The organism is Halomonas sp. H10-59, from assembly GCF_040070555.1.
In the GTDB taxonomy this organism is placed as follows: Bacteria; Pseudomonadota; Gammaproteobacteria; order Pseudomonadales; family Halomonadaceae; genus Halomonas; species Halomonas litopenaei.
Window position 1 is genome coordinate 1,213,107 of record NZ_CP098828.1, and the last position, 18,271, is coordinate 1,231,377.

Here is an 18,271-nt window from a genome sequence, read left to right on the forward strand (position 1 = left end):
TGCCGCTCCTGATGGCCGAAGCACGACATAATGTTGCAAAGTGTAACATCCGGGTGCGGTGACAGGGGCTCTCTTGTCCCGGCCGGGCTGAAGGCATGATTGCAATGGAGAGCGACGGGACATGGAACGGAAAACAGGCAAGGGATGGCTGCTTGGCGTCATGCTTTTTACCCTGGCAGGCAATGGATACGCCGCCACCGGCACCATCACGATATCCGGGAAGGTGCTTGCCACGACCTGTACGGTAAAGGTCAACAATGCGGGAACCGGGGATGGCACTGTGGTGCTTCCCACGGTCAGTGTCAGCGATTTGAAGAGCGGTGAGACGGCGGGTGACACCTCCTTCACCATCGACATGAACTGCTCCGCTGCCGTGGACAATGTGAAGCCGTACTTCGAGCCTACCAATGTCGATGCCGCCACCGGCTATCTGGTGAATACCGCAGGTACCGGCGGCGCCAAGAACGTCGAGATACAACTGCTCGACCATACCAACAAGGTGATCAATCTGATCGCCAATGATGCCACCGCGATGGATCTGGCCGACGACACCACGGCGACTCAACTTCGCTACACCGCGCGCTATTACGCCAGTGGCGCGGACGCCGTCGCGGGGACCGTCAGCACCTCAGCGGTGTATACCCTGAACTACCAATAGATCTCGCAGTCCGCCCGCACTGGCAGAAGTGCGCGGAGGTAGGGCGTCTGGCAAGGCTTCATAAAGGCTACAGAAAGGCATAGGGATCATGCGTGTACGGGAGTCGTGGGGAAGGGGAGTGGCGCTGTTGGCGCTGGTGGCGCTTTGCAGCCTTGTCAGTCGTGTCGATGCCAGTGTGGTGGTTTCGGGCACCCGGGTGATCTACCCCGCCGATGCCAGGGATGTGAGCGTCGCGCTGACCAATGCGGGCGATACGCCCTCGCTGGTGCAGGTGTGGATCGATCGTGGCGACCCGGACTCCACGCCGGAGAGTGTCGAGGTGCCGTTTCTGACGACACCGCCGGTGACACGCATCGATGCCCATGGAGGACAGGCGATTCGGATCGCCTATCTGGGCGAGGTGGCGCCTGTCGATCGCGAGTCTGTCTACTGGTTGAACGTGCTGGAGGTGCCCGCCACCCAGGCGGCGCCGGACCGAAACGTGCTGCAGCTGGCATACCGCACCCGCATCAAGCTGTTCTATCGACCCGTCGGGCTTGCCGCTTCCCCCGAGCAGGCCGCCGAGCAGCTTCACTGGGAGCTTGAGCGGGGGCCAGGCCGTTGGACGCTGGTGGCCCGTAATGAGAGCCCCTACAGTGTGTCGCTTCGTCGGGTCGGGCTAGGCAACGAAGAGCACCAGGTCACGGCTCGTGGCAGCCTGATCCCGGCCCAGAGCTCCCGCCGTTTCGGCATCGAACCGCTGGCAACCTCCCAGGGTTTCTTCGATTGGATCAATGACTACGGGGTGACGCAGCGGCGCCGATTCGAGCTGTGAAACGTCTGTCTGGCACAGCAGCCGGCAAGGTTCGAGGCTTGCGGCGGCACGGAGGCCTGTCTGTGCTCATTGCGCTGGGGCTGTCCCTCGTCACCGACGCCGGTCTGTCCGCCCGGGCCGACGACGGTAGCAGGGTGACCGGCGGTGCGTCCGAGCTCCGGGTCGAGTACGCCTTCAACGCCAAGCTGCTGAAAGGATCACTCCAGGGCATGGACCTGACCCGCTTCGAGCAGGGTATGACGGTCCCCCCTGGTCGCTATGAACTCGACGTTCTGGTCAATGGCCAGGCGTTCGGTCGCGAGACGGTGACGATCGGTGAGGACCCGGAAGGGACGCGTCTGTGTCTGTCGCTTGATGCGATAAAGCGCCTGCCGCTGAAGCCCGCGGCAGGGGGAGGCGACTCAGGCCGCGAGTGCGTCGATCTGGCCGCTCGCTATCCCTACGTCGATAGCTCGATCGACTCGGCGAACATGCGACTTGAACTGAGCGTGCCCCAGGCCTATCTGCGGCATCGCGTCAGGGGAAAGGTGCCGGCCGAGGCGTGGCAGGACGGCATCAATGGCGCCTTTGTTCGCTACAACAGCAATGCCTTCCGTGGCGAGCGCGACGGGCAGGAGTCCCGTGAGGACTATCGACTCGGGATCAACGCCGGGGTGAACCTCGGCGGTTGGCAGCTTCGTCACAATGCCAGTCTCGATGACGCCAGTGGCGAGACCGCCCACTATCATGTCACCAACACCTACCTGCGCCACGACGTGACGCCCTGGCAGGCCGACCTGGTCATCGGCGAGTATCAGACCTCCGGGATGGGATTCGAGTCGATACCCTTCACCGGCGTCCAGCTCGCCAGCGACGATGCCATGCTGCCTCCTTCCCGGCGGGGCTACGCCCCGGTAGTGCGAGGCACCGCTCGCACCAACGCCAGGGTGACGGTCCGTCAGGGGGAGGACGTCATCTACGAGACCAGCGTGACGCCCGGCCCCTTTGCCATCGACGACCTTTACGCCACCAATGTGGCTGACGACCTTGAGGTCACCATTACCGAGGCCGACGGCAGCGAGCGCGCCTTCGTGCTGCCCTATACCTCGGTGGCACAGTTGCTGCGACCCGGCGCCCACCGCTTCCACCTGACCCTGGGGGAGTATCGGGATGACGGCCTCGTCGACCTGCCCCGGTTCGTTCAGGCCGAATACCGACGCGGGGTCAGCAATCGGCTGACGCTATACTCCGGCGCCATCCTGGCCGAGGACTATATGGCGGGGCTTGCCGGTGGCGCCGTGTCGACCCTGTTGGGCGCCTTCGCGCTGGATGCCACCATGACCCGGGCGAATCACCTGGAGGCGCTGAGCGGTGAGCCGGAGAGCCCGCGTGGCGAGAGCTTTCGTGTGAGCTACAACACCCGTTTTGATCCCACCGACACCGAGCTGTCGGTGGTCAACTACCGTTTTTCCAGTCAGCACTATCTGAGCCTTTCGGACGTTGCGCTGCTGCGCGATGACGGCATGACATCCTCACCACGGGACCGCGAGCGCCAACGTCTCGAGGTCAATCTGACCCAGACCCTGGCCGGCGGCACCAGGCTGTTTGCCTCTGGCATCAGCGCCGACTACTGGGATCGCGAGGACGCGACCACCTATCAGGTCGGTGTCAGTCGTGGCTTCTCCTGGGGCACCCTGAGCGCCACCGCAGGCCGTAGCGAGACCGAAGGCGACTACACCAACGAGTTCTACCTCAATCTCAGCGTTCCGCTGGGAGGCCACCTGCAACTGACCTCCAATCTGGCCCATCGGGGCGATCATCGCTCGGGCCAGTTGAACCTCAGCGGCGACAGCTGCGCGCTGAACTATGGTGTCTACGTCAACCACAGCCGTGATGACCGGTCGCACGATTCAAGCTATGGCGGCAACCTGGGGATGGACACCTCCAGGGTACGTCTTGGCCTCAACCTCAGCGCCGGAGATGACTACCGCAGCTACAGCGCCAGCGCCGATGGCACCGCCATTGCCTATGCGGGTGGCCTGGTGCTGACGCGGGATCAAGGCGAGACCATGGCGGTCATCGAGGCGCCGGGCGCCAAGGGCGCGGCGATTTCTCAACATGACCAGGTATTGCTGGACGGGCGAGGCAAGGGGGCGATCAGCGGACTGACACCTTACCGCTACAACCGGGTGGCGCTGGATCCCTCCGGCATGACCGATGGCGTCGAGCTCAAGGGCAATGCCAGGCGGGTAGCGCCTCGCCGAGGCGCTATCGTCAGGCTGACCTACGACACCCTGGTGGGGGCGCCGACCCTGGTGCGGGTGACCACGCCGGCGCCTTTCGGCGCGCAGTTGATCGACGCCGATGGCGACGTGCTGGCGGTGCTGGGTCAGGGGCGCATGGCAGTGGTCAGGGGAATCGATGCACACCGCGGCTATCAGCTTCGCTGGGGGCCGAGCCCGCGGGAGCGCTGCCGCCTGACACTGGAGCCGCAACGCGAGGCGACGCCGCACCAGGGTGCAGCGCCGCGTATCGCCCAGCGCCAGGCGACCTGCTTGCCTGGAGATATCTCGTCTGGCTAGCTTCGCCGATCGAACAGGGTTAGGGCGAAGGCGTCCAGCAGGCTGCTGGCCTCGGGGGTCTCGACCACAGACCGCTCGAGTGCCTCGACGTCCTCGTCCTGAGCGACAAGAATATCGCGCTGGTGCGCCAGGTAGGCCGCGGTCACCTGGACGGTGAATTCCGGGTGGAACTGCACGCTGTACTGGGCTGGGCCATAGCGCAGGGCCTGGTTGGGGTCATGGTCGTTGGCCGCCAGGACCGTGGCGGTCTCGGGGCGTGACAGGGCGCTCTGGGCGTGGGTCAGCTGGGCGGCGAAAGCATCGGGCAGCGCACCGAACAGCGGGTCCCCGCGACCGGCCTCGGTCAGCGTGAGGGTACGCGTGCCGCATTCCCGCCCTCGGGGATGGTAGCCGGCGCTGCCGCCGAAGGCTTCGGCCATCAGCTGGTGGCCATAGCACACGCCAAACAGTGGCAGGCCACAGTCGAGCGCCTCCCTCAGCCAGGGTTTGAGCGCTTCGCTCCAGGCTTCCCGGTCGGACACCATGGCGTGGGACCCGGTCACCATCACCCCGTCCTGATCACTGATTGCCGGCAGCGGTTGGCGGCGAACGTCGATCACCTCGATGACGCCGCCACGACGACGAAAGCCGTCGAGACGTGTGCTGAACAGGTCCTCGAAGTCGCCGTGCTCGGCGACGACATCGGCGAAGCTGTCGCCGGTCTTGAAGATGGCAAGGCGAGGTGGCTCAACAGGCCTCGCCGGGCTTGAAGCAGTGTGGGTCACGGTCTTGGCTCGAAAAGGGGAATCCAGGGGCGCTTGCAGGTGTAGATTCAGCCGCGCTTGAGGCGATCACCGAGGGCGACCATGAAGCGGCTGCCGGCGTCGAGCTGTTCGCGCTCGATGTATTCGTCGGGCTGGTGGGCCTGGCTGATGCTGCCGGGGCCGCAGATCACCGTGGGCAGGCCGGCGAGCTGGAACTGACCGGCCTCGGTGGCGTAGGCCACAGCGGCACCGTCGGGGCTGTCTCCGAGCAGTTCGCGGCACAGGCCCAGCGCCTCGCTGTTGTCACGATCGGCCAGGGCCGGCACGGTGGTGTTGAGCGCCTCGGTGGTGATCGAGGCCTCGGGGGCGCGCTGGCGCATGCGGGCTTCGAGTTCGCGGGCGGTGGCCTCGACCCGGGCCAGCAGCTCCTTGGCGTCATCGGTGGGCAGGTGGCGAATTTCCCATTCGAAGCTGCAGCGCCTGGCCATGATGTTGATGGCGGTGCCACCCTCGATCTTGCCCACGTGCAGGCTCGAGTGGATCACGCTGAAGGCCTCGTCGACCCGACCCTCTTCCTTGAGCTCCGCCATCACGTCCTCGATGCGGGTGACCAGGCGAGCGGCGACGTGGATCGCCGAGACCCCTTGATACACCTGGCTCGAGTGGGCTTCGCGTCCGATCACCGTGGTGCGGAAGTTGCTGGCCCCCTTGTGGGCCACCACCGGCTCCATCAGGGTTGGCTCGCCGACCACCACGGCGGCAGGGCGGGGGTGTTCGGCCATCAGCGTCTCGATCATGCGCGGGGCGCCGACGCAGCCGATTTCCTCGTCGTAGGACAGCGCCAGCCAGATCGGCACCTCAAGCTCCAGTTCGCTCCAGCGCGGTACCTCGGCCAGGGCGCAGGCGATGAAGCCTTTCATGTCACAGGTGCCGCGACCGTACAGGCGCCCGGCATTGTCGCCCTCGCCGGCGGTCAGGGTGAAGGGATCGCTGGTCCAGGGCTGGCCCACCACCGGCACCACGTCGGTATGGCCCGAGAGCACCACACCACCCTCTACCGCCGGGCCGATGCGCGCCAGCAGGTTGGCCCTGGAACCGTCGTCGCTCTCGACCCGCCAGTGATCGACGCCGTAGCGGTCGAGCCACTCTTCGACGAAGGCGATCAATTCCAGGTTGGAATCCCGAGACACGGTGGCAAAGCCCACCAGGGTCTTGAGCAGGTCGTGTGCGGTCATGAAGGCTCCGTCGACTGAGGTCACAAGGAGCGTCAATGTACCATGGCCAGGCGACGCGCCCCAGCGTATCGCCCCGGGGTACCGCCCGAGCGCGTCGCTCTCCCGGGTCGACCAAGACTGGGTCGCCCAACCGCGACGTGCGGGGCGGACGGGGTTCAGTCGGACAGCGCGACCCGACTCTCGCCATTGCCGGCGGGATGCACCTGGATCTGCACCGGAATGCGCTCATGCATCTCCTGGACGTGGGAGATGACCCCGACCCGTCGGCCCTGGGCCTGGAGGCCGTCGAGGGCGTCCATGGCCAGCGCCAGCGACTGGGGGTCGAGGCTGCCGAAGCCTTCGTCGATGAACAGCGACTCGATGGCCAGCTCCCCCGAGGCCAGCGAAGCGAGCCCGAGCGCCATGGCCAGTGACACCAGAAAGGTCTCGCCGCCGGATAGCGAGTGCACCGAGCGACGCTCGTCGGCGACGTCCTGATCGATCACCAGGAGCCCCAGCGGGCTGCCCCCTCTCACCAGACGGTAGCGCCGGCTGAGGCCCGCCAGGTGGACATTGGCCTCGTCGATCAGGCGCTCCAGGTTCCAGGCCTGGGCGATGCGCCGGAAGGTCTTGCCGTCGGCGGCGCCGATCAGCTCGGCGATGCGGCCCCAGCGATGATGCTCGGCCCTGGCCCTTTCCAGGGCCTCTAGGCCGTCACGTTGGCGCTGCCGGCGTCGATCATCGTCGCGCACGGCGTGCAGGGCGCCATCGCGGCGTTGCTGGGCGGCCTCCAGCCGCGGCCGGTTGGCCTCACGTCTGGCGTCGAGGTCGGCCTGGCGTGCATCCAGCTGGCGTTGGGTGGCCTCGTCGAGCAGTGTCTGCGGGTCCTGCTCCGGCAGATGGCGGGTCCGCCAGGCGCGCCAGCCCTGGCGACGCTCGTCGCGACTGGTGCGGGCGGTCTGGCAGGCCTCGCGGGCGCCGTCCAGTCGGGCGCGCAGGGCCTTGAGCGCATCATCGGCCTGGTCGAGCAGCCGCTCCAGGTCGCCATCGGTGATGTCCGGGTGCTCGCTGCGCCAGCGTTCCAGCTCGGCGTCCAGGCGGGTCTTTTCGTCCTCCAGCACCGCCAGCGCCTTGCCCTCGTGCTCGATCCGCTGGGTCAGGCTCAGCACCTGACGCTGGGACTGGTCATGGGCCTGGCGGGCCTGCTCGTGGTCCTGACGTGCCTGGCGGACCTGAGCTTCGAGGCGCTCGAGCCAGGCATCCGCCGAGCGGTCATCGCCGAGCGCCTCGGCCAGACGTCGTCTGTGCTCGTCGATGCTGCGGGTCAGCTCGGGACGCTGATCGTCGAGACGCTTGAGTTCCTCGTCGAAGGTGGTGGCGCGCAAGGCAAGCGCCTGACGCTCTCGCTCGGCTTCCTCGATGGCCTCTGCCAGCGGGGCAAGCTGGCGTTCGGCGTCGTCCAGTGCCTGGAGGCGCTCGCGAGCCTGTTGCTGGCGCTGGCGGGCCTTTTCGCTGTGCTCGGTAAGCCAGGCTTGGCGGGCGTCGGCGTCGAGGGCGCGCCACTGCTCGGCGAGCGCCGGGTCGTCGAGCCTGGCCTGGGCTTCTTCGAGACCGGCCTGGGCCTCGTTCCTTCGAGGTTCAAGCGCGAGCAGGCTGGTCTCGGCCTGTTCGACGCTGGCCTTCAGCGCCTGAAAGCGCCCGAACAGGGCGTCACGCTGCTCGCGCAGCTCGCCGAGTCGGCTTTCGGACACGGCAAGCTGATCATCCTCCAGTGCGATCTGGGCGGCGAGCTGGGTGGCCTCCGGGGTGGCGGGGGGCGAGTCGCGCCAGGGGTGCTCGTGACTGCCGCACACCGGACAGGCGGTGTCCGGTTCCAGGGTGGCGCGCATGTCGGCGACGCTGTCGCTTCGGGTGGCGCGGGCGCGCTGTATAAAGCGCGTGAGCTGCTCGTGCTCCGCCGTGGCGTGGTCCAGGCGCGCCCGCGCCTGCTTGCCTTGGTCCAGCAGTTCGTCGCGCTGTGCGCTGTCGCGGCGGCGCTCGGCGTCGAGCCGGCGCTGTTGCTCATCGAGCTGGCGCAGCAGACGCCAGCGCTGCTCCAGTTCGGACAGCGCCAGCAGACGATGGCCGGCGTCCTCGAGGTGTTGCTGGGCCTCGGCCCTGGCCGTTGCAACCTGCTGATGCTGGCCAAGATGGCGTGACAGGGTGCGGGTGGCGGCGTCGCGCTGCTCCAGATGGCGGCGATGGCGCTCTGCCAGCGCTCGCTGCTGCCCGTCGAGATCCTCGCGCTGGCGCTTGCGCTTCTGGTGTTCGTCCTCCAGCTGTCGATGCTGTTGCTCGCGGCCCTTGAGTTCGCTGGCAATTTCACGGGCCTGGGCGATGGCGGGCCGGGCCTGCTCGAGCGCCTGCTCGCTGTCCTCCAGGGTCTGGCGGCGACGGCTGGTTTGCTGGTGCTGTTGTTCCAGGGCGGTGCGTGCCTGGGCCAGGGCTGACTTGGCTTCATCGAGCTGCTGGCGCTGGTCCGGCAACTGTCGAGACAGGCTACGCTGGCGCAGCAACTGGGGGCGCCAGGGTGCGACGCGCTCGAGCATCTCGCACTCACGGCGCTGCTCGCTCAGTGCCTCCCATCGGGCCTCTGCCTCGACCAGGCTGGCGTCGGCTTGTTCGCAGCGCTGGCGCCACTGGGCGTCCTGGGCGAGCCACTGGGCCTCTTCGTCCAGCGCCTTCATCTGCCGCTGGCAGGTGTCCAGCTCGCCTTCGGCCTCGGCGAGTTCCTGCTCCATGGCCTGGCGTGCGCTGTCGTCGCTGGGCGCGTCCTCGGCGAGCAGCGCCTGCTGGCGGGCCACCGCGTCGCGGGCCTCCTTGGCCCGGGCGTAGCTTTCGACCGAGATGCGCGAGTATTCCTGGGTATTGGTGAGCTTCTCGAGCAGGTCCGAGCGGGCGTTGTCGTCGGCCTTGAGAAAGGCCGCGAACTCGCTCTGGGCCAGCAGCACGGCGCGGGTGAACTGCTCGAACGATAGCCCCAGGCGCTCGGGGATCAGCTCGGCGAATTCGCGCTTCTGGGCGGTCAACAGGCGTTCGTCGTCCAGGTCGGTCAACGATTGCTCCACCGCCTGCAGCTTGCCGTCGGCCTTGTCCCGGGCGCGCCGCACGGCCCATCGCGCGCGGTAACGGCGAGCGTCGCGGCCGATGAAGTCGACCTCGGCGTAGCCGCTGGCGGCGCCGCGCCTCAGCAGGCTGCGGGGGTCGGCGGTGGCGATCCGCGAGCCGTCCAGGTCCTCCAGATGGGAGTCGCGCCCCGGGGCGTGGCGAAGCCTGGGCGTATTGCCGAACAGCGCCAGACACAGGGCGTCGAGCAGGGTGCTCTTGCCGGCGCCGGTGGGGCCGGTGATGGCGAACAGGCCGGCATCGGCCAGTGGCGCCGCGGTAAAGTCCAGCTCGACTGGACCGGGCAGGGAGGCCAGTTGGGACAGGCGCAGGGCGAGAATCTTCATGGCTGCGTGCTCCCTTCGGCGGCGCCCTGGTCTTGTCCATCCGCGCTCTGGTCTTCGGCATCCGCGTCCTGGACGCGCTGGCACAACCAGTCGAAGTCGGCGATCACGCTGTCGTCCGGCGCCTCGCCCCAGCGCTCTTTCCAGGTGCGCGAAAACAGCTCACGGGGTCCGATGTCCTCGAGGCGCTCGCCACGTCCGGGTGCCTGTGACTCAGTGACCGGCAGCTCGCGCTTCAGTCGCAGCAGGCGTACCGCCCGGTCGCCCAGCGCCTGCTCGATGCGCGAGCGCAACTCCGGCATCGGGGCGTCCAGGCGCACGTTGATCTCGAGCCAGTCCCAGCGCTCGACCGGGCCGGCCCCGTCGCGGGCCGGCAGCGCCTCGATCGCGCCCAGGATCTCTTCCAGCGGGGCAGGGCCGAGGCGACGCATGGCCACCGCCCGCGGCACGCTGATGGGCTCGACATGGGCAAGGGCGCCATCGGCGAATTCCGCCATCAGCACCTGATGGGGGTAGTCGACCTCGCTGAAGTCCAGCGGCAGCGGGCTGCCGCTGTAGCGTATGCGTTCGTCGCCGACCCGCTGGGCGCGGTGCAGGTGCCCCAGGGCGACGTAGTCGATGTCCTCGGGAAACAGCGAGGCCGACAGCGATTCCTCGCCGCCGATGACGATGGGGCGTTCGCTGGCCTCGGAGACGGTGGCGCCACGCAGGTGGGCGTGGCTCATGGCGATCAGCGCCTGGCCAGGCTCGCGCTTTTCCCGGGCCGCCGCGATCAGTTCGCGATGGACCCGCTCGACGCTCGCCACATAGTCGTCGCCGGCGTTCGTCTCTTCTTCTGCTGCGTCCGCCGCTTGTCTGCTCTGCCGGCCACGACCGGTGATCTCCGCCGGACGCAGGAAGGGCAGCGCCAGGCACCAGGCGCGGACCTCACCCTGGGCATCGCGCAAGGGCACCAGCAGGCGATCGCTGTCCAGCGCGCCGTCATCGACGAAGCGCACCCGGCCAAGGGCATGGGTGCGCAGGTGCTGCATCAGCGGGGCGGGCAGCTCGATGCGGCTGCCGCTGTCGTGATTGCCGGCGATCAGCGCAATGGTCAGGTCAGGGCAGCGCTGGTGGACCCTGACGATAAAGTCATAGAGCAGCTCCTGGGCGCGCAGCGACGGATTGACCACATCGAAGACGTCGCCGGCGACCAGCAGCGCGTCCACCTGGCGTTCGGCGAGGATGTCGACCAGCCAGTCGAGGAAGGCGCGATGTTCCTCGTGACGTTCCTGGCCGTGAAAGCTCTGGCCCAGATGCCAGTCTGCGGTGTGGATGATCCTCATCCGTCCTCCCTGATGGAGCGCCAGGCCCTGCGGCCGGCAGCTTGTTGATCCCCGTGACTGGCGCGTAGTCTACCGCGAGCGGGTGGCGGCTTCAGCCACCGCAGGTCATCAACAGGGAGGTGACATGACCCAGCACCCCAGGACACGAGAGACTGCGCTGCACGACTGGGACCTGGCACCGAAGGAGGCCATCGCCTTGCAGCGTACCCTGGCAGGACGCCTGATACGCGAGGACGCCCTCGGTGAAGTGGAACACATTGCCGGAGTGGATATCGGCTTCGAAGATGGAGGCGACACCACCCGCGCCGCGGTGGTGGTGCTGTCCTGGCCGGGGCTTGCGCCGATCGAGCAGGTGGTGGCGCGTCAGCCGACGCGCATGCCCTACGTGCCGGGGCTCCTGTCCTTTCGTGAGATACCGGCGGCCCTGGCGGCCTTCGAACGACTCGACAGCCGCGTGGATCTGGTCATGGTGGATGGCCACGGCATCGCCCATCCCCGGCGCCTCGGGGTGGCGGCGCACCTTGGACTGTGGCTGGATCTGCCCACCCTGGGCGTGGCCAAGAAACGCCTGACCGGGCGCCATGGCGAGGTCCCCGAGGGGCGTGCGGAAAGTACCGACCTGATGGACGGCGACGAGCGCATCGGGGTCGTGCTACGCTCGCGCGCCGGCGTCAAGCCGGTGTTCGTGTCGCCGGGCCACCGGCTGTCGGTGGATTCGGCCAGGGCCTGGGCGGTGGCCTGCCTCGGCCGCTACAAGTTGCCCGAACCCACAAGGCTGGCCGACAGGCTGGCGTCACGGCGCTGAGCCGGCCTTCACTCAAGCATCCGAGAACTCGCCATGTCCGACACAGAGGTATCACCCGGCGTTGCGGCCACCGCAGCCTGGGTCGAGGAATTCGTGGTTGGCCTCAACGTCTGCCCCTTCGCCGGGCGTGAGGTCACACGCGGATCGATTCGCTATATCGAGGTCGACGGGCGCAGGCTCGAGGACGCCCTGGTGGCGCTGATGGAGGCCTGCCACCACCTCGAGACGACACCCGAGGTGGAGACCAGTCTGCTGGTGTTCACCCGAGGGCTTGCCGACTTCGACGACTATCTCGACGCCCTGGCCATGGCCGAGGCATTGCTCGCCGACCGTGGCTACGAGGGCGTCTTCCAGCTGGCGAGCTTCCACCCTGACTATGTCTTCGACGGCGTGGAGGATGATGATCCGGCCAACTTCACCAATCGTTCTCCCTGGCCGGTCTGGCATCTGCTGCGTGAAGAGGGTCTGGAAAGGGCGCTGGCCCACTATCCCGACCCCGAGGCTATCCCCGAGCGTAATATCGAAAGGTTGAGGGAGATCGGCAGCGACAGTCTGGCCGAGCAACTGGCCGAGTTGAAAGCACGCTTTCGCTGAGTCGAAGGCGAACTCCCGTGTCTCGTCGAGCCCGGCCCGGCTAGACGATATCCAGCGGCACCTTGCGCTGGGGCGCCGGATACAGGGCGTCGAGTCGCGCAAGTGTTGCCGCGTCCAGGGTTACCTCCAGCGCCCTGGCGTTGTCGTCGACGTGCTCGGGGGAGGCGGCCTTGGGAATCGCGATGACCTCGTGCTGGCCCTCGACCGGTCGGATGGCCCAGGCCAGCAGCAGTTGCGCCGGGGTCAGGCCGAGGTCCGCGGCGAGCTCACCAAGTTGCGGGTCGGCCAGGGGATCTGCGCCGACGGCGCCGGCCTGGGCCAGCGGACAGTAAGCCATCAGCGGCATCCGTTGCCGGCGTTGCCATGGCCTCAGGGCGACCTCGATTCCCCGCGACGCCAGATGGTAGAGGACCTGGTTGACCGCGCAGTCGCCGCCACCGGGCAGGCGAGCCAGCGTCTGCATATCGTCCACGTCGAAGTTCGACACACCGAAGCGACGAATCTTGCCGGCAGCGACCAGGCGATCGAAGGCCTCCAGCGTTTCGTCCAGTGGGATGCTCCCCGGCCAGTGCAGCAGGTACAGATCCAGGTAATCGGTGCCCAGGCGCTCAAGACTCGCTTCGCAGGCGGCGATGGCGCTGTCGCGACCGGCGTTCCAGGGGTAGACCTTGGAGACCACAAACGCCTGGTCGCGGCGACCCTGGATGGCCTCGCCGACCAGGCGTTCGGCGGCACCGTCGCCGTACATTTCGGCGCTGTCGATCAGCCGCAGACCTCGCTCCAGCCCACGTTGCAGGGCGGCGATTTCCTGTCGCCGGGGCGCACGCCCTTCACCCATGTACCAGGTGCCCTGGCCCAGGGCAGGCAGGGCCTCGGCGGTGCTTCCGGTTTCCAGCAGAACCTTGGCAGTCGTCATGTCGCACACCTTTGCGGAATAGTTTTCCAGAGATGCGATCGACTATCGCAGCCATGACCGTCGGCGCGCAAGACGAGGCTGGACAGACCTCGGTACAAGATGCATGGTGAAGTCATCAGTTGTCCCGCCAGGGATGATTGGCCCCGCAGGTACCGCCCATCGATGGGAGGTGGCGGGGCGAGCGCCTCAGGAAGAGGCGCCACCGTAGTGTGTTTACCAGCCCGTGTATCTCAACTGGAAGGAGTCGTCATGAGTATCACCAACACCGCATCCGCGCAGTGGAAGGGCAGTCTCAAGCAGGGCAAGGGCGTTGTGTCCACCAACAGCGACGCGCTCAGCGATGTTCCCTATGACTTCAAGCAGCGCTTCGAAGGCCAGGCCGGGACCAATCCGGAAGAGCTGATCGGTGCGGCCCACGCCAGCTGCTATTCCATGGCACTGTCGATGATTCTGGGCGAGTCCGACCTTGAAGCCGACAGCATCGACACCAGCGCCGAGGTGACCCTCGATGAGGTCGACGGTGGCTTCGCCGTGACCAAGGTGCATCTGACCACTCGCGCCAGCATCCCCGGCGCCGACGAGTCGGTGTTCCAGGAGGCCGCCGAGAAGGCCAAGGCCGGCTGCCCGATCTCCAAGCTGTTGAACGCCGAGATCAGCCTGGACGCCAAGCTGGCCTGATCCGGCCGGGTCGCGTCAGCGACGTCGTTGCCACGATGTTGTTGCCACATGGAAAAGCCCGCCGATTGGCGGGCTTTTTCGCGCAGCTGCATTGACCCTCGAAGGCTCGTGCTCAGGAGGCGCTTTGCGTGGGACGTTCGGCGCGGGGTTCCGGTGGCACCTGGCGCTCGGCGTGGGGCTTTCTCGCCGCGTCGACCAGAGCGCGGATGAGTCGTTGCTGGGGGCGATTGAAGATCAGGAATTCCGGGTGCCACTGAACCCCCAGCAGGAAGTCGTGCTCACGGGACTCGATCCCCTGAACCAGGCCGTCCCGGTCACGTGCCACGATATCGACGCCGCGACCGGTGTGTTCCACCGCCTGGTGATGAAGGCTGTTGATGCGACACCAGCTGACCCGCAGCAGCTGATGTAGTCGGCTACCCTCGACGATGTCCACGGTCTTGCGTGGCAGCACGGTGCGCCGGCGCTTGAGCCCTTCGTGGGTGGTGTAGATGTCGCTGTCCAGGGTGCCACCCAGGTGGACGTTGATCAGTTGCGAGCCGCGGCAGATACCGAGTACCGGTGTATTGCGCGGGATCTCGCGGGCCAGCAGCTCGAGTTCCAGTTCGTCACGTTCTGGATCGACGCGCACGTCGAGCTGCATCTCGCCGCCGTACAGATGCGCCTGGATGTCATCACCTCCGCCGACGATCAGGCCATCGAGCCGGTCCGGTCGTGGCCGCGACGGCGATAGCCTGAGCGGTTTGCCTCCATGGCGCCACACCGCGAACCAGTCGAAGCACCAGGCCAGCAGGCTCTTGTGGTCGGAGGTGGAAATACCGATCACCGGGCGTTCAGCCATCCTTGGAGTCTCCCTTGAGCTTGTGCTTGATCTTTTGCCACAGCGAGCTGTCGAGGTGACGGGCTCGATACTCCGCCATACGCTCATGCAAGGTCTCGGGCGCGCAGGCCAGGCGTTCTACCTCGAGCCAGCGGTTCCATTCGGTCACCGCGCCCCAGTCGGCTTCGGAAAGCTGAGCGTTGGGCAGACGGTAGTGAAAGGTGGGTCGCGGCTGGACAAGTTCCTTGCGAAACAGCTCGTGGGGATGGTCGGGCCTCAGGTGGGCGAACAACGGCAGCATGTCCAGATCGCGGTTGCGAGTGTCGTTGTCGGCCAGATAGTCATCGATCAACTGGTCGATATCGGGAGCATAGTCCTCGTCGAACAGCTTGAGGCAGTAGCGTTTGTGGAAGGGATTGGCGTGGGGCAGCACCTCCCGGGTGATATCGACCCGGATCTGTTCGCGCAGCCAGTCGGCGGACAGCAGGTAGGCGCGCAGATAGCGCAGGATGTCCTCGGCCTCGAGACTCGGGAGCTCCGGATTCAGATGCAGACCGAAACCGTACATCAGGCTGGCCTCGGTGCCCTTGGCGCCGTGCTCGCGCAGTCCGTCGAACAGCGCGTCGAGCTTGTCGAGCTCATCCCAGGGGACCGGGGGGCAGACGATCTCCGTCGGGACCAGTCCGGTGACCATGTCACCAAGCAGCTCGCGAGAGCGACGGTCGAGGTCGCGGCGCATGCGATCCCAGTCGTCGCCGGGTGTCTTGGCCGCGTCCTCGGGTGATTCGGGGTGGACGTACTGAGAGTCCAGTTCGATCTTGAAGTCGCCCCACTGGGTGTCGCTGACCTTCATCCGGTGGGCGCTCTGGACCTCGATACGACCGTCGAACAGGGACTGGACCATCTCTGCAGTGGCCATGGGGTCCAGGCCGGCGAACTCGATTTCCACTCCCACCTTGCGGATGTCTCCGTCGGCGGTGGTGGGCTCGGGTGGCGCTTGAGCTTTCATGGCGGCATCCTGATAAGGCATTAGTGGGACGTTACTTCGCAGACTACCATAGGCGGTCACTTTTCATCGGCGGCGGCGCCGAGTCCTCACCGGCAGGGAGCACGAATGTTGCTGCATAGAAGTAAAATAGTTCACATATTTCAATGGTTTGTGCTTCTCTTTCTCATTGGGGCATGTATTTTGCCCGTTCAGGCGTCGGCCCAGGGCCTGGCGCTGGAGGCCCTGGCCGGGGGCGGTGAACAGGCCCCCCAGGAAGCTTCCTCCGAAGAGCTGCAGCGATCCCTGGATACCCTGATCCAGACGCTGGAAAGCGACCAGAGCCGTCAGGAGTTGCTCGATAGCCTCAGGTCACTGCGCGACGCGGGCCAGGCCGCAGCGGAAACCGGCACCGGTTCCCAGGGACTGCTGGGGGCGCTTGCCGACACCTTCACCGAGCTTGGCGAGCAGGCCGAAGGGGCCGGGTCGCCCATGGCCCAGTGGCGCGCCAAGCTGGCGGAGGGCTGGCGCGATATCAATGGCCTGATCGCCGACACCAGCCATAGCGAGCTGGCCCAGTTCGCCGTGGAGTTCAGCATCCTGCTGACGATCTGGGGTGGCATGGTGATCATCCTGGTGGCGCTGGGGCGTCTGATCGGGTCCCGCCGGGGCTGGCCGATGGACCTGCCGAGAGAGCCCAAGGCGTGGCTGCTGGCGGCTCACTTTCTGCGCCGCATGCTGCCCTGGGCGCTGGCCTTTCTGGCGGTGCTGGGGGTGTCACAGCTGGTGCCCGGCAGCGCCGGGCGCACTGTCGTATCGGTGATCGCCTACGCCGCACTGTGCGGGCGCATCCTGTCGGTGGTGGTCGAGATCGTCATCTCGGTGTTCACCCGCGGGCATCGCTATACCGCGGTCAAGCTGCTGCAGCAGCGGGCTCTGCGTCCGCTGTTCGTCATCGGCGCACTGATCGCCCTCGGCGACGCCTTCAAGACCGAACGTCTGGTGGACCTACTGGGGGTCGACCTGTCCTCGCTAGCCTCGGTGCTGGCCAATATCCTGGCCGCGGTGCTGACCTTCCGCTTCATCGTTCGCTTCAAGCGGCCGATCAAGCATCTGATTCGCAACCGCACCTACACCATCCGCAGCGATTGCTCGAGTCCCACCGAGGTCACTCGGGTGATCGGTCGGCTGTGGCATATTCCCGCGTTGCTGCTGGTGGGGGCCTCGCTGGTGGCGATCTTCGTCACCGGAGGCGATGTCGGTACCGCACTGGCCCGTTCGATCATCAACGCCGCCCTGCTGGTGCTGACGCTGGTGGTTACCGCGCTGCTGCGCCGCCAGAACGAACGTCATGACCACAGCCGGGGTCGCCACCGCCACCACAGCGAGTATCGCCGCAGGCTCGAACGTTTCGCCTATACCCTGGGGCATGTGCTTGCCTGGCTGGTGTTCGCCGAGTTGTCGCTGCAGGTGTGGGGTGGCTCGCTGGTGGGCATCGGCCGCGAAGGGGTGGCCAGCGTGCGCATCGGCCAGGCGATCCTGGCGATCGCCTTTACCGTATTGCTGGCCTGGCTGGTGTGGATCTTCGCCGATACCGCCATCCAGCGGGCGCTGACCTCCTCGGCGCGCTCGCGGGGGCGCCGGGTCAACCAGGCACGGGCCCAGACCATCACCCCGATGATTCGCAACGTGATCTTCGCAGCCATCGTGATCATCGCCTCCATCGTCGGCCTGGCCAATCTGGGGGTCAACGTGACGCCGCTGCTGGCCGGTGCCGGGGTGATCGGTCTGGCCATCGGCTTCGGCGCCCAGACCCTGGTGCAGGACCTGATCACCGGCATCTTCATCCTGATCGAGGACTCCCTGGCGGTGGACGACTTCGTCGAGATCAACGGCCACATGGGCACGGTGGAAGGGTTGACGCTCAGGACCGTACGCCTGCGTGACCTGGACGGCATCGTGCATATCCTGACCTTCTCGCGTATCGACTCCATCCATAACATGTCGCGGCAGTTCGGCGTGGCGCTGATGAAGATCCGCATTCCCTTCGACATGAAGATCGACGACGCCACCACCCTGATGCAGGAGACCGCCCGGGATCTGCGCCAGGATCCGATCATGCGCCACCACATCTGGTCACCGCTGGAAATGCAGGGTATCGATCGTTTCGAGGATGGCTGCGCGATCCTGCGGATGCGCTTTCGCACCTCGCCGGAAATGCAGTGGGACGTGGCCCGTGCCTTCAACATGCTGCTCAAGCAGCGCATGGAGGAGATGGGCGTCGAACTGGGCGCGCCGCGCCTCAGCGTCAGCATGGAAGGCCGTGGCGGCGGGCGTCTCGATGGCACCACCAGCGAAGGCGAGGCCGACCACCAGGGGCGCGATGCCAGCGGGCGCGCCCGAGGCCAGGCCGGGGTGGCAGACCCCCACCATCAAACCAGTGCTACCGGCGCCTCGCCCGATCCGGGAACCTGATGGCGTTGTGCTGTACCCCGCATGCAATGCACTGAGGTGAGAAAAGTCGGGAAAGGCTGTCAGGAACTCGCGAGTGGCGACACCAAGCTAGCAAGTCGGGCGGCGGCAAGGTCTGGTACCAAGGCTCAGCGCCAAGGTTGAACCTCCGGAACGCGCCGTCGCCTGCACCAACTGTTTCGGGTGTCGTCGACTCTT

At 66.6% G+C, this 18,271-nt stretch carries 14 protein-coding genes; 7 read left to right on the top strand and 7 right to left on the bottom strand.

Going from position 1 to position 18,271, the window contains the following annotated elements; translation table 11 throughout:
- Window positions 1-121: 121 nt before the first annotated feature.
- The 3 genes from NFG57_RS05465 (at window position 122) to NFG57_RS05475 (ending at window position 4,033) form a co-directional block, all read left to right on the top strand.
- Window positions 122-658 carry a fimbrial protein gene (locus NFG57_RS05465; RefSeq protein ID WP_052704279.1) on the top strand — a complete coding sequence of 179 codons (537 nt, stop codon included), beginning with the start codon at window positions 122-124 and terminating at the stop codon, window positions 656-658.
- Between the two features lie 88 nt (window positions 659-746).
- Window positions 747-1,472, top strand: coding sequence for a fimbria/pilus periplasmic chaperone (locus NFG57_RS05470; RefSeq protein ID WP_348815579.1), 726 nt, complete (start codon window positions 747-749; stop codon window positions 1,470-1,472).
- A 62-nt stretch (window positions 1,473-1,534) separates the two neighbouring features.
- Window positions 1,535-4,033: a fimbria/pilus outer membrane usher protein gene (locus NFG57_RS05475; RefSeq protein WP_348815580.1), complete on the top strand. Its 2,499-nt coding sequence runs from the start codon at window positions 1,535-1,537 to the stop codon at window positions 4,031-4,033.
- Here the strand turns inward: NFG57_RS05475 and NFG57_RS05480 are convergent.
- The 4 genes from NFG57_RS05480 to NFG57_RS05495 all read right to left on the bottom strand — a co-directional run bounded on the left by NFG57_RS05480 (window position 4,030) and on the right by NFG57_RS05495 (window position 10,803).
- Window positions 4,030-4,797 carry a glutamine amidotransferase gene (locus NFG57_RS05480; protein ID WP_348815581.1) on the bottom strand — a complete coding sequence of 256 codons (768 nt, stop codon included), beginning with the start codon at window positions 4,795-4,797 and terminating at the stop codon, window positions 4,030-4,032. The two genes, NFG57_RS05475 and NFG57_RS05480, sit on opposite strands and share 4 nt — an antisense overlap.
- 47 nt (window positions 4,798-4,844) lie before the next feature.
- Window positions 4,845-6,011 carry an acetylornithine deacetylase gene (gene argE, locus NFG57_RS05485; protein ID WP_348815582.1) on the bottom strand — a complete coding sequence of 389 codons (1,167 nt, stop codon included), beginning with the start codon at window positions 6,009-6,011 and terminating at the stop codon, window positions 4,845-4,847.
- 155 nt (window positions 6,012-6,166) lie between these two features.
- Entirely contained in the window at window positions 6,167-9,481 is a 3,315-nt protein-coding gene (locus NFG57_RS05490) for an AAA family ATPase (RefSeq protein ID WP_348815583.1), read from the bottom strand.
- The gene (locus NFG57_RS05495; protein ID WP_222515429.1) at window positions 9,478-10,803 is read right to left on the bottom strand and encodes an exonuclease SbcCD subunit D C-terminal domain-containing protein; all 1,326 of its coding nucleotides are present in this window, start codon (window positions 10,801-10,803) and stop codon (window positions 9,478-9,480) included. Before NFG57_RS05495 ends, NFG57_RS05490 begins: the two co-directional genes overlap by 4 nt.
- Before the next feature lie 124 nt (window positions 10,804-10,927).
- Here NFG57_RS05495 and nfi point away from each other — a divergent pair, with 124 nt between their 5' ends.
- Together nfi and NFG57_RS05505 are read left to right on the top strand one after the other, a co-directional pair.
- A complete protein-coding gene (gene nfi, locus NFG57_RS05500; protein ID WP_045991905.1) occupies window positions 10,928-11,608 on the top strand; it encodes a deoxyribonuclease V in 681 nt (226 codons plus the stop codon).
- Window positions 11,609-11,641: 33 nt separating this feature from the next.
- Window positions 11,642-12,202 carry a DUF1415 domain-containing protein gene (locus tag NFG57_RS05505; RefSeq protein ID WP_222515428.1) on the top strand — a complete coding sequence of 187 codons (561 nt, stop codon included), beginning with the start codon at window positions 11,642-11,644 and terminating at the stop codon, window positions 12,200-12,202.
- A gap of 40 nt (window positions 12,203-12,242) precedes the next feature.
- On the opposite strand, the gene NFG57_RS05510 is transcribed toward NFG57_RS05505, so the two are convergent.
- Window positions 12,243-13,118 (bottom strand): aldo/keto reductase, encoded by an 876-nt coding sequence (locus NFG57_RS05510; RefSeq protein ID WP_045991907.1) that lies wholly within the window; start codon window positions 13,116-13,118, stop codon window positions 12,243-12,245.
- A gap of 249 nt (window positions 13,119-13,367) precedes the next feature.
- Here NFG57_RS05510 and NFG57_RS05515 point away from each other — a divergent pair, with 249 nt between their 5' ends.
- The gene (locus NFG57_RS05515) at window positions 13,368-13,796 is read left to right on the top strand and encodes an OsmC family protein (RefSeq protein WP_045991908.1); all 429 of its coding nucleotides are present in this window, start codon (window positions 13,368-13,370) and stop codon (window positions 13,794-13,796) included.
- Between the two features lie 112 nt (window positions 13,797-13,908).
- Here NFG57_RS05515 and NFG57_RS05520 read toward each other — a convergent pair whose 3' ends face one another.
- Window positions 13,909-14,637: a gamma-glutamyl-gamma-aminobutyrate hydrolase family protein gene (locus NFG57_RS05520; RefSeq protein ID WP_045991909.1), complete on the bottom strand. Its 729-nt coding sequence runs from the start codon at window positions 14,635-14,637 to the stop codon at window positions 13,909-13,911.
- Entirely contained in the window at window positions 14,630-15,625 is a 996-nt protein-coding gene (locus tag NFG57_RS05525) for an amidoligase family protein (protein ID WP_108131539.1), read from the bottom strand. The genes NFG57_RS05520 and NFG57_RS05525 overlap by 8 nt, the downstream gene beginning before the upstream one ends.
- A gap of 177 nt (window positions 15,626-15,802) precedes the next feature.
- Between NFG57_RS05525 and NFG57_RS05530 the strand changes: the two genes are divergently transcribed.
- The gene (locus NFG57_RS05530; protein WP_239452520.1) at window positions 15,803-18,076 is read left to right on the top strand and encodes a mechanosensitive ion channel family protein; all 2,274 of its coding nucleotides are present in this window, start codon (window positions 15,803-15,805) and stop codon (window positions 18,074-18,076) included.
- Window positions 18,077-18,271 lie beyond the last annotated feature (195 nt).

Bases quoted from the DNA above. Each gene is read 5' to 3' on its own strand.
- NFG57_RS05490 (WP_348815583.1), bottom strand. From the start codon at position 9,481: ATGAAGATTCTCGCCCTGCGCCTGTCCCAACTGGCCTCCCTGCCCGGT.
- NFG57_RS05515 (WP_045991908.1), top strand. From the start codon at position 13,368: ATGAGTATCACCAACACCGCATCCGCGCAGTGGAAGGGCAGTCTCAAG.
- NFG57_RS05465 (WP_052704279.1), top strand. From the start codon at position 122: ATGGAACGGAAAACAGGCAAGGGATGGCTGCTTGGCGTCATGCTTTTT.
- NFG57_RS05505 (WP_222515428.1), top strand. From the start codon at position 11,642: ATGTCCGACACAGAGGTATCACCCGGCGTTGCGGCCACCGCAGCCTGG.
- argE (WP_348815582.1), bottom strand. From the start codon at position 6,011: ATGACCGCACACGACCTGCTCAAGACCCTGGTGGGCTTTGCCACCGTG.
- NFG57_RS05520 (WP_045991909.1), bottom strand. From the start codon at position 14,637: ATGGCTGAACGCCCGGTGATCGGTATTTCCACCTCCGACCACAAGAGC.
- NFG57_RS05495 (WP_222515429.1), bottom strand. From the start codon at position 10,803: ATGAGGATCATCCACACCGCAGACTGGCATCTGGGCCAGAGCTTTCAC.
- nfi (WP_045991905.1), top strand. From the start codon at position 10,928: ATGACCCAGCACCCCAGGACACGAGAGACTGCGCTGCACGACTGGGAC.
- NFG57_RS05525 (WP_108131539.1), bottom strand. From the start codon at position 15,625: ATGAAAGCTCAAGCGCCACCCGAGCCCACCACCGCCGACGGAGACATC.
- NFG57_RS05470 (WP_348815579.1), top strand. From the start codon at position 747: ATGCGTGTACGGGAGTCGTGGGGAAGGGGAGTGGCGCTGTTGGCGCTG.
- NFG57_RS05510 (WP_045991907.1), bottom strand. From the start codon at position 13,118: ATGACGACTGCCAAGGTTCTGCTGGAAACCGGAAGCACCGCCGAGGCC.